Origin of the sequence: Stenotrophomonas sp. TWI700, from assembly GCF_039673645.1 — a bacterium.
Classification (GTDB): domain Bacteria; phylum Pseudomonadota; class Gammaproteobacteria; order Xanthomonadales; family Xanthomonadaceae; genus Stenotrophomonas; species Stenotrophomonas maltophilia_AA.
Window position 1 is genome coordinate 43,625 of sequence record NZ_JBDJMB010000025.1, and the last position, 12,666, is coordinate 56,290.

At 64.8% G+C, this 12,666-nt stretch carries 6 protein-coding genes; 2 read left to right on the top strand and 4 right to left on the bottom strand.

Features of this window, described 5'->3' with window-relative positions; genetic code table 11:
• Positions 1-6 precede the first annotated feature (6 nt).
• From ABE473_RS15520 to ABE473_RS15535, 4 genes are all read right to left on the bottom strand, one after another.
• The gene (locus tag ABE473_RS15520; protein ID WP_346490119.1) at positions 7-2,019 is read right to left on the bottom strand and encodes a M13 family metallopeptidase; all 2,013 of its coding nucleotides are present in this window, start codon (positions 2,017-2,019) and stop codon (positions 7-9) included.
• A 145-nt stretch (positions 2,020-2,164) separates the two neighbouring features.
• Positions 2,165-4,273: a M13-type metalloendopeptidase gene (locus ABE473_RS15525; protein WP_346490125.1), complete on the bottom strand. Its 2,109-nt coding sequence runs from the start codon at positions 4,271-4,273 to the stop codon at positions 2,165-2,167.
• Positions 4,274-4,495: 222 nt separating this feature from the next.
• Complete coding sequence (locus ABE473_RS15530; protein WP_346490120.1) at positions 4,496-7,303, bottom strand: TonB-dependent receptor; 2,808 nt, start codon at positions 7,301-7,303, stop codon at positions 4,496-4,498.
• A gap of 361 nt (positions 7,304-7,664) precedes the next feature.
• Positions 7,665-10,649, bottom strand: a complete 2,985-nt coding sequence (locus tag ABE473_RS15535) for a TonB-dependent receptor (RefSeq protein WP_346490121.1) — start codon at positions 10,647-10,649, stop codon at positions 7,665-7,667.
• A gap of 343 nt (positions 10,650-10,992) precedes the next feature.
• Here ABE473_RS15535 and apbC point away from each other — a divergent pair, with 343 nt between their 5' ends.
• A complete protein-coding gene (gene apbC, locus ABE473_RS15540) occupies positions 10,993-11,847 on the top strand; it encodes an iron-sulfur cluster carrier protein ApbC (protein WP_346490122.1) in 855 nt (284 codons plus the stop codon).
• A 64-nt stretch (positions 11,848-11,911) separates the two neighbouring features.
• Positions 11,912-12,484: a dCTP deaminase gene (gene dcd, locus ABE473_RS15545; protein WP_019182646.1), complete on the top strand. Its 573-nt coding sequence runs from the start codon at positions 11,912-11,914 to the stop codon at positions 12,482-12,484.
• The last annotated feature ends 182 nt before the right edge of the window (positions 12,485-12,666 follow it).

A 12,666-nucleotide genomic window follows, 5' to 3' on the forward strand; every position in this document is an offset into this window, starting at 1 on the left:
CAGGCCTCAGCGCCAGACCTTGATCTGGTCGTTGTCCACGCGCTGCATCGGCTGGCCCGGCTTGCAGGTGAAGGTCGCACCGAAGGCCGGCAGGTTGGACAGCGGGCCGTTGGTGCGCCAGCGGCCCGGGGCCAGGATGTCGGAGGTCACGCGCTGCGCGGCGACGTTCGGCGACAGCTGCTGCGGCCACAGGCTCGCCCAGGCGCGGAAGAAGCCCTGCTGGGCGGCCGGCTTGGCAGCCGGTTCGACGGCCTTGTAAGCCTCCCACGCCAGTTCGAGGCCGGCCAGATCGGCCAGGTTCTCTTCGCGGGTGAGTTCGCCGTTGACCTTGGCCCCCTTGACGCCCGGGTAGTCGTAGCCGCTGTACTGCGCGGCGACGCGGTTGCCGAACAGGGTCCAGGCGGTCTTGTCGGCCGGGGTCCACCAGCTGCGCAGTTCGCCCTTGGCATCGACCAGCGCGCCCTTGGCGTCGATCGCACGGGTCAGCTCGTGGGCGACCAGCGCGCCGTAGCTGCCGAACAGCTCGGCGGTATCGCCCTTGGCGTTGAACACCGGGCCCTGCAGCACGGCGGCGGTGACGATCAGGCGGTTCTGCGCGATGTCGTAGGCCAGCGCCGGCTGCTGCGGCAGCACGTCCCAGCGGCGGTCGGCGTTGCCCTTGCCGATGCGCTTCATTTCTTCGCGGTGGCGCCAGGTGGAGGCGATCAGCATGTTGCCGCCGAAGCTGCCACGGCCCATCGGCTGCACGGTGTAATCCAGATCGCGCAGCGGGGTGCCGATCTCGATCTTCAGCGCTGCCAGCTTGGCCTGCGCTTCGGTCTTGGCCTCGTCGCTCATCCAGGTGCTGCGCTTGACCGCGTCGATCTGCACTTCGCGGATCTTGTCCACGACCAGGGCGGCCTTGCGACGGTCGTCGGCGGACAGATGCCTGGCCGCGTACTCACGGCCGACCATCGGACCGGCAGCGACGTTGATCGCGTCCAGCACCTGCTCCCAGCGCGCCGGCGGCAGGGTCTGGCCACGGATCACGCGGCCGCGGAATTCGAACTCGGCGTCGCGGTAGGCCTTGGACAGGTACGGTGCCATGGCGTCACCCACGCGCCAGCGCAGGTAGACCTTCCACTGCTCCGGCTTGATCCGCGTGACCATGCCGTCGAGCTGCTTGAACAGCGCCGGATCGGCCAGCGAGACCAGGTCGTCGTTGACGCCCTGTGCCTTCAGGAAGGCCTCCAGCTGCAGGTTGCGATAGCGGCTGTTGAGCTCTTTGGTGGAGATCGGCGCGTAGTTGTTGAACGGGTTGTTGATGCCCGCCAGCGACTGCGCGTTGCGCGCCAGTTCGGTTTCCAGCGCGATCACCGACTGCGACTCGGCATCGAGCTTGTCGGCCGGGGTGCCGGTCAGGGCCAGCACCTGCTTGACGTAATTGCGGTAGCGCCCCATCAGCGCGACGGTGTCGGCATCGGTGCGGGTGTAGAACGCCGGGTCCGGCAGGCCCATGCCACCCTGCATGAAGTAGCCGATGTGGCGGTCCAGCGCCTTCAGGTCCACGTCCGGCGCGAAGTTGAAGGCCACCGGGATACCGACCTGGTGCAGCGCGGCGATCGAGGCCGGCACGTCCTTGGCCTTCTTGATCGCGTTGATGCGGGTCAGCAGCGGGGCGATCGGGTTGGAGCCGTCGGCTTCCACCGCCGCTTCGTCCAGGCCGCTGGCCCAGAAATCGCCGAGCAGCTTCTGCACGTTGCCCTGCGGTGCGGTCATCGCCGCATCCAGCAGTTCACGCTGCTGCTGGCGGGTACGGTCGGCGAGCTGGCCCAGCGCGGTGGTGGCGCCGGTCTGCGGTACCGGGTTGGCCTTCAACCAGGTCGCATTGGTGGCCTCGTAGAAGTCGCTGCACTGCGCGCTGACGGCCGGCGCGCGGGCGGCGGCCTTCTTCTTCGGCGCGGCATGCGCATCGTGTGCGATGACCAGGGAGGCCAGGCTCAGGCCCAGGGCAATGGCGAGCGGACGGAGGTTGGACATGTAAAGCGAATCCAGCGGGGATGAGATCGCGCGAGTGTACCAAGCAAAGCGAAACGAGCGTGATGGCAAGCGCACGCCCAAAAAACAAAGGCCCGGGAAAATCCCGGGCCTCTGCATGGATCACATCACGCCGGGGCGCGATGGCTTACCAGATCACGACCTGCTGGTCGCCTGCGCGCACCATCGGCGAGCCGGCCTTGCACTGGAACGCGGCGGCGAAGGTCGGCAGGTTCGACGGGGCACCCATCGCACGGAACTGCGCCGGGGCATGCGGGTCGGTCGCCAGACGGACCTTCATGTTCTCCGGGGTGTACTTGGTGCGCCACACGGTGGCCCAGTTGAAGAAGAAGCGCTGGTCGCGGGTGAAGCCGTCGACCTTCGGGTCTTCCTTGCCGGCCGAGGCCTTCTGCAGGGCGTCGTAGGCGGTCGCCAGGCCGCCCAGATCGGCGATGTTCTCGCCCAGGGTCAGCTTGCCGTTGACCGGCTGGCCGTCCACCTTGTAACCGTCGAACTGCTTGATCAGCTTGCCGGTCAGGCCGCTGAAGTTCTTCGTGTCGGCGTCGGTCCACCAGTTCTCGAAGTTGCCGGTCGGCCCGAAGCGGCTGCCCTGGTCGTCGTAACCGTGGGTCATCTCGTGGCCGATCACCGCACCGATGCCGCCGTAGTTCAGCGCGTCATCGGCCTTCGGATCGAAGAACGGCGGCTGCAGGATGGCGGCCGGGAACACGATCTCGTTCTGCAGCGGGTTGTAGTAGGCATTGACCGTCTGCGGGGTCATGCCCCACTCGGTCTTGTCCACCGGCTGGCCGATCTTGGACAGCGCGAACTTGTAGTTGAACGCATTGGCCGCACGGACGTTGCCCAGGTAGCTGTCGCGACCGGTGGTCAGGCCGCTCCAGTCACGCCACTTGTCCGGGTAGCCGATCTTCGGGGTGAAGGTTTCCCACTTGGCGATCGCCTTGGCCTTGGTCTCGTCGCTCATCCAGGTCAGGCCCTGGATGCGCTCCTTGAGCGCGGCGGCGAGGTTCTTGACCAGTTCTTCCATCTTCGCCTTGGCTTCCGGCGAGAAGGCGACCTTGACGTACAGCTGGCCGAAGGCATCGCCGGCATCGTTCTCGATGGTGCCCAGCACGCGCTTCCAGCGCGGCTTCTGCTCCTTCTGGCCGTTGAGGGTCTTGCCGTAGAAGTTGTAGCTCTCGTTGACGAACGCATCGGCCAGGTACGGCGAGGCGCTGTCCACGGTGTGGAAGCGCAGGTAGGCGCGCCACACCGACGGATCGGTATCACCCAGCGCCTTGCTCACTTCCTGGTGGAAGCTCGGCATGGCCAGCGAGAATTTCTCCGGCGTGGCGATGCCCTGGGCCTTGAAGAACTCGCTCCAGCTGAAGTTCGGGGTCAGCTTGTCCGCATCGGCCACGGTGACCGGGTTGTAGAACAGCGAGACATCGCGCGACAGCTCGACGCTGGACTTGGACGCCTTAGCCAGGCGGGTTTCGAACTTGACCACGTCGGCGGCCTGCTTTTCAGCATCGGCGGTCGCCACGCCGGCCAGTTCCAGCACCTTGGCCACGTGGGCCTGGTAGGCCTTGAGCTTGTCGGCGTTCTTGGCGTCGGTGTAGTAGGTGGTGTCCGGCAGGCCCAGGCCGCCCTGGCTGGCGTAGGCCAGGTTCATGCTGGAATTCTTGAAGTCCGCTTCCGGACCGAAGCCGAACAGTACGTTCTCGCCCTTGGCCGCGCTGGTGCGCAGGTAGTTGGCGATCGCGTCCTTGTCCTGCAGGCCGTCGATGGCGGCCAGGTCGGCCTTGATCGGCTCGATGCCCTGGGCATTGATCTTGGCTTCGTCCATGCCGGTGGCCCAGAAGTCGCCGACGATCTTCTCGATGCCGGCCGGGTTCTTGACCGCCGCGACCTGCTCGGCGAGCTGGTGCTGCACGGCGACCGAGCGCTCGTCCAGGATGGTGAAGGCGCCCCAGCTGGTGCGGTCGGCCGGGATTTCATTGGCGGCCAGCCACTTGCTGTTGACGTAGTCGCCGAACGCGCCGCAGGCGTCCATGCTGGTGTCCAGGTCGGACGGGTGGAAGGCGTTGTAGGCCGGCAGCTTGCTCTCGTCGAGCTTGTACTCGGTGGCGGCCGTGGCCGCCGGCGCGGCGGTGGAGGCTGCGCTGTCCGTTGCCGGGGTTTCGTTCTTGCCGCAGCCGACCAGCGCGGCCGAAACGGCCAGGGTCAGCAGTACCAGTTTGGGTGTACGAGCGATCACGTGATTGGCCTCCAGGCCGGAAAGTCATGCAGGAATGGCCCGCAAGGGCCTGTGGGCCAGACGATACGCCGCTGGCCCGGCCTGCAAGGGTGTCGAAGGTCATGGCCGATGGCAAGCGGCCTGATCCGGTCAATCGCGGACCAGCGCCCGGCCCGGTGACGGCCAAGGAAAAGCCCCGCCTTGCGGCGGGGCTCCAGGGTCCATCCCAGGACGTGGAACTTACTTCGCGCCGAATTCGTACTTGGCCTGCACATACACGGCACGGCCGTAGATGTTGTAGAAGTAATTGTTGTACGGCGTACCCGAGGTGCCCGGGTAGTTGCTCGCCTGGTTGTCGGGCATCTTGTTGAACACGTTGTTGACCATGACCGAGAAAGTCATGTTCTCCGCCGCGCGGTAGTTCACGCTCAGGTTGTAGGTCGTGTAGGAACCCCACTTGCCGGCCTTGGCGCCCGAGGAGTGCACGTAGTCATAGCCGTTGCCGGCGTAGGCCAGGTAGTTCGGGGTCTTGCCGACGTAGTTGAAGTAGAGCGTGGTGGTCCACTTGTCCAGGGCCCAGGCCAGCGAGCCATCGGCGCGCACCTTGGCGTAGGAATCGTAGATCCACATGTTGTACGGATCGCGCAGCAGGTCCAGGTACTCATCGCCCGGCTGCGGCTGCAGCTCGCGCTTGATCATGTTGGTGTAGTTGGTGGAGAACTGCAGCGCACCGAAACGACCCAGTTCCTGCACGTACTTGGCGCTGGCGGTGATGGCCTGCAGGTTCTGGCTGGCCACGTTCATCTTCGGGGTGTAGATCTCGTCCAGCACGCCGGAGGCATCGCGGGTGATCCAGTCGTTGACGTTGTCGCAGCTGGCCGACGTGTTGTTGACCTGGCCGTTGCGGCAGTAGTACTCGGCCAGCAGCAGCTGGTCCGAGCTCAGCGTGTCGACTTCGTTCTTGATCTTCCAGTTGTAGTAGTCGACCGAGAAGGACAGGTTGCTCAGCGGTGCCCAGACCACGCCGGCATTCCACACATCGGCGGTGATCGGCTCCAGGTCCGGGTTGCCGGCGCGCTGGCCGAACACCGAGACGCTGTCGTAGGCGCAGCCGGTGGTATCGGTCGGCGCGTAGCCCAGCTGGCCGCAGCGGTAGTAGTCGGTGGCACCGTTGGCGTAGTAGCCGCTCAGGCCCTGGAAGGCATCGGACAGGCTGGGCGCGCGGAACGCGGTGCCGTACTTGCCGCGGAACAGCAGGCTCTCGATCGGGCGGAACTCGACGCCGATGCTGTAGGTGGCCTTGTCGACCGTGCTGTCCCCGATCTTGAACGCGTCATAGCGGCCCGAGCCGGTGACGGTGAGCGAGTCGAGCAGCGGCAGGCGCAGCTCGGAGGTCAGCGCGTAGTTGCTGCGGTGACCCGCGCCGGCGACCGCGGTCGTGCCCCACACGCTGCCATCCATCAGGCGCTCGTCCGGGGTGTAGTCCCAGCCTTCGCTGCCGGCTTCGGCGACGACGGCGAAACCGGCATCACCGCCCGGCAGCGAGAACAGCGTGCCGTTGGTGATCTGGAAACGACCCAGGTTCTGCCAGGTGCGGCTCTGGCTCTCGGTGTAACCGGTGAAGGTGGCGAAGTCGCCGGCCGGGATCGGCGCGTAGAAGGCCTCCCAGTTCGGCGCGAACACGGCGTAACCGCTGCGGGTGCCGAGCTGCGGGCCCAGCACGTGTTCTTCGAAGTAGTTGTTGATCGGGTCGGCCCAGCGCACGAAGTTGCGCTCGGTCAGCTTGTACTCGCCTCGGGTGAAGCTGGCGCTGTAATCCCAGTTGCCGAGCGTGCCGCGGCCGCCCAGGGTGACCTGGTAGGCCTTGTTGCGGTCGGTGTTGAGGATGTCCTTGTAGCCGTTGGCGCTGATGTCTTCCGGCGCGAACGCGCGCTGCAGGTTCATCCACTGGCCACTGGTCTGATCCCAGAAGCGGCCGTAGCCCGACGCGGTGCCCCACCAGGTGTAGTTGGAACCAGTGGCGTACTTCACGTCTTCATAGCTGTAGAGCACATCGCCGAACAGCTGCAGGCTGTCGTTGGCGTCGAAGGTGAACGAGCTGTAGACCTGCGCGCTGTCCTTGCCGTTCTTGACCGTCTTGTAGCCCGGGCTGTAGATCGAGCCGCAGGACTGGCCGGCTGCACGCGTGCCGAGCACGGTGGTGCCACCGAACTGGCCGGCGACGTTGGCGCACAGGTTCGGGTCCATCATCAGGTAGGCGTTGCCGGCCGCCGGATTGACGACCAGAAAGTCGTTGGTCGGTACCTGCGCGGTGTAGCCGTTGCCGTTGGTGGTCCTGGTGACGTCGCGCTGGTAGCCCCAGATCGGATTGCTCGATTCGAACTGGGCATTGACCAGTACGTTGAGGCGATCATCGGCGCTGTTGAATCCAGTGGCCCCGCTGACGCGGAAGGTGCTGCCACCGCCTTCGGTATAGGTGCCGCCGCGCACGTTCAGCACGCTGCCGTCCATCCGCTCCTTCAGGATGATGTTGACCACGCCGGCGATCGCATCCGAGCCGTACAGGGAGGACTGGCCGCCCGGCAGGATCTCGATGCGTTCGACGATGTCGATCGGGATGCCGCTGATGTTGTTGAACGTGTCGCCGCCGTTGTACAGGGCGGGGTAGGACAGCATCGGCCGGCCGTTGATGAGGTACTTGGTGTAGCTCGGGCTCAGGCCGAACATGCCGGCCGCTTCGGCACCCTGGGTGAACGAGGCGGAGGTCTGGCCGCCCTGGAGGCCGCCGGTGGTCAGCGAGGACTGCTGGAGCACATCGGCCACGCTGGTGAAGCCGCGCGTCTGGATGTCTTCGGCGGTGATGGTCACGACCGGGGTATGGGTTTCGATCTCGGTCTGCGGGATCAGCGAACCGGTGACGGTGACCTTGTCCAGGTTGGTGGTGCTGCTGTCCTGGGCGAAGGCGGTGACGGCGCTGGTCAGCAGCATGCCGGTCAGTACGGCGGCGGTCAGCGGGTGGCGCGACAGAGTGGAGCGGTGGCGAGACATGGGCATCCCCGAGTGCAGTTTCGACGTGGGTGAGGCCATCCGTGGGAGCGGTGACATGCGATGTGAAGCCTTCCTTGCTTCGTCATCGAACGTAACACAGCCTTAACGAGACTTACACGAAGCAGTCACATGACGATCAGGAATAAAGGCGGATTGTCATGAAAAAATACTTATGAAACAATCATGTACAGAAATGTATCAATTTGTAACGCTTGCGTTGCTGACTATGGAGTGAATGGTTCCGGCTGAAAACGATTCCTGTTTCCGGGCTGCCAACCCAGGATGCGCTCGGAAAGCCAGGGCCCTGAACGCAACAAGCCCGGCGATTGCCGGGCTTGTTGGGGGTGCGGTTCTGCAGGAATCAGAACTTGTAGTTGACGCCCATGTACATGAAGCGGCCGATGTTGTCGTAGTACGCGCTACCCAGATCGGAACCGAAGTAGTTCACCGGCGGGTTCTTGTCGAACACGTTGTCTACGCCCAGGTACACCTCCACGCCCGAGTCGGCCATCGTGTAGCCGATCTGCAGGTTGTGGTAGGTCATCGACGGGTTCCAGATCGGACGCTGCGAACCCGGGTTGCTGTTGTAGCTCTCCGGGAAGACACGCAGGTTCTTGTGGATGTAGACCATGTCCCAGCTGGCGCGGAAGTTGTTGAGCGTGTACTTGGCCGTGAACTGACCGCGCCAGCGCGGGTTGGTCACGTAGTTGGAGCGCTCCTTGTACTCGTTCGGGAAGTCCTGGAACTCCCACTCACGCGCTTCCAGCAGACGGGTGCCGACCAGGCGCAGGTTGGTGTGCCCACCGGCCATGCCGAAGTCGTAGTTCATTTCCACGTCGACGCCGGTACGGCGGCTCTTGGCCAGGTTCTCGGTGATCGCGGTCCAGTCGTAGATGCTGTGTTCCGGGAACTCGGCGCCGTTGGAACCGATGGTGCCGTCTGCCGGGGCACGCTTGATCATCGCGCAGAACGCGTTGTCGATGCCGCCGGGAGAATCGACGCAACGGGTGGCCAGGTTCTGGGCGGTGACCGAGCCGATCGCATCCTTCAGCGTGATGCGCCAGTAGTCGACCGACAGGCCAAAGCCTTCGAAGAACTCCGGCTGCCAGACGAAACCGATCGACGAGGAGTCCGCCTGCTCCGGCTTCAGGTTCGGGTTGCCGCCGCTCAGACCGGGACGGTTGGCGCTGTACGTGTCGACCCAGTCGGCCGGAACGCCCAGTGCCGCACAGTTCGCCGCGCGCAACGCCGGATCCGCTGCCGTGCCCGGGCGGTTGGAGTTGGTCGCATTGGTATTGCAGGGGTCGGCGATGGTCGCGAAGTTCTGCGACTGTTCGTCATACAGTTCGGCGATGTTCGGGGCGCGGATGGCCTTGGCAACCGTGCCGCGTACGCGCAGCGAAGGCAGCACTTCCCAGTCCAGGCCCACGTTCCAGGTCTTGGTCGAGCCGATCGTGTTGTAGTCCGAGTAACGGCCGGCCAGGTCCAGCGACAGGCGGCGGATGCCCGGGATGTCGGCCAGCAGCGGCACGTTGGTCTCGACGAACACTTCCTTGACGTCGTAGGAACCGCCGCCGCCCGCAATGGCGTTGAGGAAGGTCAGGCCCTGCGCGGCCAGCGGATCGGTACGCTCGGTGCTCTTTTCCTTGCGGTACTCGACACCGGCAGCCACGCCGACATCACCAGCCGGCAGTGCGAACAGTGCGTTGTTGGCCACCGAGGCGGCGAACACGCTCTGCTGCAGCTTGCCGTGGTACTGCGAGCGCACGTTGAACCAATCGGCCGCTTCCTGCGAGACCGCGCCGTCGCCCATGATGCTGAAGGGAATGCAGCCATCGCCCATCAGATCGCGGCGATAGGCGCTGCCGGTCTGCGGGTTGATCGCGGCCGGGTTCACGTCCATGCGGCACACGATGCGGCCGTCGGCGGTGCGCACGGCATCCAGACCGGCGAACCAGCGCTCGTTGTAGCGGTTGTTGACGTTGACGCGGTTGATCTCGGTCTCGCCGTAGTTGCCCGAAACCTCGTAGCTCCAGTTGTCACCGAACATGCCTTCGGCGCCGAACACGGCACGGCGGGTTTCACGCTTGACCTCTTCGCCACGACGGCCGGCATCGACGTTGAAGCGGTTTACGGTCAGGGTGCTGGCACCCGCCGCGTCCATCGCCGCACCGAGTTCCGGGGTCATGTAGGCGTTGTCGCGACGCAGGCGCAGCGACGAGTCGAAGGTCGGCTGACCGAAGAAGGTCGACTCGGTTTTGGTGTACTTGCCTTCGAAGAACAGGCGGTGGCGGTCATTCAGATCGAAGTGCGCCGCGGTGTTGAAGCTGATGCGGTCGAACTTCGGCTGCAGGTCGGCCACTGCGTTGAGATCGGTGAAATCGCAGTTGACGCAGCTGGTCGGGCTGACCACCGGGCCATCAAAACGGTTCTGGCTGAAGCTGCCGTCCGGATTGAAGTGGTAGCGGTAGCCGTAGGTGTCCTCGCGCTGGTAATTGAAGACGCCCCCCATCTGGAAGGAGCCGCCGTAGGAGGTCGAGTAGTTGCCGCCGGGACGGGCAAGGATCGTCTGCGGGTTGCTCTGGCTCGACGGAATGCTCTTGTCATAGTTCGGGTTCGGCACGCTCACGTCGTACTGGCGGCCGATGGAACGGTCACCACGGCCGAAGCGGTCCTGCTCGCTGTATTCCAGCGCGACGGCGACGTTACCGCGGCCATCGGCGAACGAGGTGCCGCCGGTGACGGCGACGAAGGAGCGGTTGAAACCGCCTTCGCCGGCAATGCCTTTCTGTGCACGGGCTTCGAAGCCTTCGAAGTCCTTCTTCATGATGAAGTTGACCACGCCGGCCACGGCATCGGCGCCGTAGATGGCCGAGGCGCCACCGGTGATCACTTCAACGCGTTCGATCCATTCCACCGGAATGGTGTTGACGTCCACCGCGGTGCTGCCGGGGTTGGCGCCGACATGGCGGCGGCCGTTGACCAGCACCAGGGTGCGGTCGTAGCCCATGCCGCGCAGGTCCATCAGGCCCAGGCCTGCGGTACCGATGTAGCGGGTGGAGTTGCCCAGGGTGAACGAGGGCGAGAGCTGCGGCATCTTGTTCATCAGGTCGCTGATGGTCAATGCGCCGGTCTGGCGGATCTCTTCAGCGGTGATGGCGGTGACCGGGGAGGAGGTCACGAAGCCGGTGCGGGCAATGCGCGAGCCGGTGACGCTGACCTTGTCCAGATCGGTGGTCGCCGGGGCATCCTGGGCGAGTGCCGGGGAGGCGGCCAGCACCAGGCTGGCGATCAGTGCGGAGGTCAGGGTGTTGCGCGCCGGGGCGCTGTGGTGCGAGATCTTCAAATCATTTCGTCCCTCGGAACGGCCGACAGCCGACAACGTTCCGTGTTGAGTGTGGGTTCAGGCAAGCCTTGCCTGACCTCGAAATTAACATGAAGTTAACGGAGCGTGTCTCATTTGTTACAGAAAAGTGAATGGGCGGTAACGACTTTTTCGTTCAGGCTTTTCCCCAATGTGCCCAATAACTTACGGTGATTTTGCTGAGTCTGTCAGTATGACTATTGGCTGAATAGGGGCTGTTTTTCATCGTCTGCCGCGTGAAACGCGTCCCGGGTCACCGCCAGGCAGGAGCGGGGGCGTGCTTGTATCATGTGCGGTCCTCTTCCTGATCCAGCTGGAGTCCGCAGTGACAAGCTCCGCCCGTCGTCCCCACGCCAGCCAAGTGCAGAAGGGCTTGTCGCCGCACCCGCGCGTCCGCAACGTGATCGCGGTGGGCTCGGGCAAGGGCGGGGTGGGCAAGTCCACGACCGCGGTCAACCTGGCGGTCGCGCTGGCCCGGTTGGGTGCGCGCGTGGGCCTGCTGGATGCCGACATCTACGGTCCCAGCGTGCCGGCGATGCTCGGCCTGAGTGGCCGCCCGGAAAGCCCGGACAACAAGTCGATCGAGCCGATGCGTGCGTTCGGGGTGGAAACCATGTCGATCGGTTACCTGATCGAGGACGAGACGCCGATGATATGGCGCGGCCCGATGGCGACCTCGGCGATGACGCAGTTCTTCAACGACACGCTATGGGACGATCTGGACTACCTGCTGATCGACCTGCCGCCGGGCACCGGTGACATCCAGCTGACCCTGACCCAGAAGATTCCCTTGGCCGGTGCGGTGATCGTCACCACGCCGCAGGACATCGCCACGCTGGATGCGAGGAAGGCGCTGAAGATGTTCGAGAAGGTCGAGGTGCCGGTGCTGGGCATCGTCGAGAACATGGCCGTGCACACCTGCAGCAACTGCGGGCAGGTCGAGCATCTGTTCGGCGAAGGCGGCGGCGAGCGCATGGCCGCGCAGTACGGCGTGCCGCTGCTGGGTTCGCTGCCGCTGGAGATCGGCATCCGCGAGCAGGGCGATGCCGGCACGCCGATCACCGCCGCCGCGCCGGAGTCCCTGGCCGCCCAGGCTTACGTGCGGGCCGCCGAGCGCCTGATCGAGGAAGTGGCCAAACGCCCGCGGGCCAGCATCCCGATCCTGTCTTCGCTGATCTGATTAGAATCGACACCCGGGCGCCCGTTGGCGGTGCCGTTGTCCCTTTTCGCACCCAGGACCCCCCATGAGCATCAAGAGTGACCGCTGGATCCGTCAGATGGCCGAGCAGCACGGCATGATCGAGCCGTTCGAAGCCGGCCAGGTCAAGCAGGCCAACGGCCAGCGCATCGTCAGCTACGGCACCTCCAGCTACGGCTACGACGTGCGTTGCTCGCGCGAGTTCAAGGTGTTCACCAACATCAATTCCACGATCGTGGACCCGAAGCACTTCGATCCGGGCAGCTTCGTGGATATCGTCGGCGATGAGTGCATCATCCCGCCCAACAGCTTCGCGCTGGCGCGCACCGTGGAGTACTTCCGCATCCCGCGCGACACCCTGGTGGTGTGCCTGGGCAAGAGCACCTACGCGCGCTGCGGCATCATCGTCAACGTGACCCCGTTGGAGCCGGAGTGGGAAGGCCACGTCACCCTGGAATTCAGCAACACCACGCCGCTGCCGGCGCGCATCTATGCCAACGAAGGCGTGGCGCAGATGCTGTTCTTCCAGGCCGACAAGGACGACATCTGCGAGACCTCCTACAAGGATCGCGGCGGCAAGTACCAGGGCCAGACCGGCGTCACCCTGCCGCGTACCTGAGCCCACGTCCCCGGTAGTGCCGACCCAGGTACCGGTAGTGCCGGCCGCTGGCCGGCAGCCGACCAGAAACACGTAGTGCCGGCCGCTGGCCGGCAGCACACAAAAAAAAGCGCGGATCGCTCCGCGCTTTTTTTATTTCACCCGGTGCCGGCAAGCGGCAGGTACTACCGTAGTTTCAATGC

Bases quoted from the DNA above. Each gene is read 5' to 3' on its own strand.
- ABE473_RS15530 (WP_346490120.1), bottom strand. From the start codon at position 7,303: ATGTCTCGCCACCGCTCCACTCTGTCGCGCCACCCGCTGACCGCCGCC.
- dcd (WP_019182646.1), top strand. From the start codon at position 11,912: ATGAGCATCAAGAGTGACCGCTGGATCCGTCAGATGGCCGAGCAGCAC.
- ABE473_RS15520 (WP_346490119.1), bottom strand. From the start codon at position 2,019: ATGTCCAACCTCCGTCCGCTCGCCATTGCCCTGGGCCTGAGCCTGGCC.